Source organism: Vibrio sp. 1402, from assembly GCF_033340275.1.
In genome coordinates this window covers 1-732 of record NZ_JAWOWE010000236.1, presented here as the reverse complement: position 1 = coordinate 732, position 732 = coordinate 1, and the positions used below count along the sequence as shown (strand labels likewise).

Here is a 732-nt window from a genome sequence, read left to right as displayed (position 1 = left end):
CTCAAGAACTTGGTGGCTTGGAGCTGCTAGATGCTAAGTATGAAAAGCAGAACTTCTCTCGGCACAGTCACGAAGGCTACACCATTGGTGTGATCGAAAAAGGCGCTCAACAATTTTTCCGCACTGGCGGCAACCACATTGCACCACAAGACAGCATTATCTTAGTTAACGCTGATGAAGTGCATAACGGCCATTCAGCAACCGAGGGGGGCTGGGAATACAAAGCAATGTATCCTGTGCCAGAACAATTTCAAACCTTGGGGCAAGAGCTTGGCTCACCCAATATCGCGCTGCCCTATTTCCCTCAACCTGTGGTTTATGATCCCGAACTGGCAAGCCAATTGCGCTTGGTGTTTGAGACTCTAGAAAAATCGGACAATCGACTGCTGCGAGAAACCTTGGTGTACGGTACGTTGATCAAATTGGCGAGTAAACACAGCACTCACCGCGCACCACTAAAAGAATCCACCAAAGCGCAACGACAGTTACAGCTTGTAAAGGAGTTTTTAGAAGACTTTCCACAAACCGATGTGTCGCTGGAAGAACTCGCGAAACTGGCTGGGCTGAGCCCTTTTCACTTATTGCGCGAATTTCAAAAGCAATTTGGCTTTCCGCCTCATGCTTACCAGATCCAGCAACGTTTACGTATGGCGAAAAAGCTGCTCAAACAAGGGCAGAGAATCTCTGATGTCGCACAAGAATGTGGTTTTCATGATCAAAGCCACCTGCATC

At 48.0% G+C, this 732-nt stretch carries 1 protein-coding gene; it reads left to right on the top strand.

The genetic code is table 11. The features are described from left to right. The coding region (locus R7044_RS25310; protein ID WP_225456009.1) for an AraC family transcriptional regulator at nucleotides 1-732 on the top strand (732 nt) is incomplete at both ends.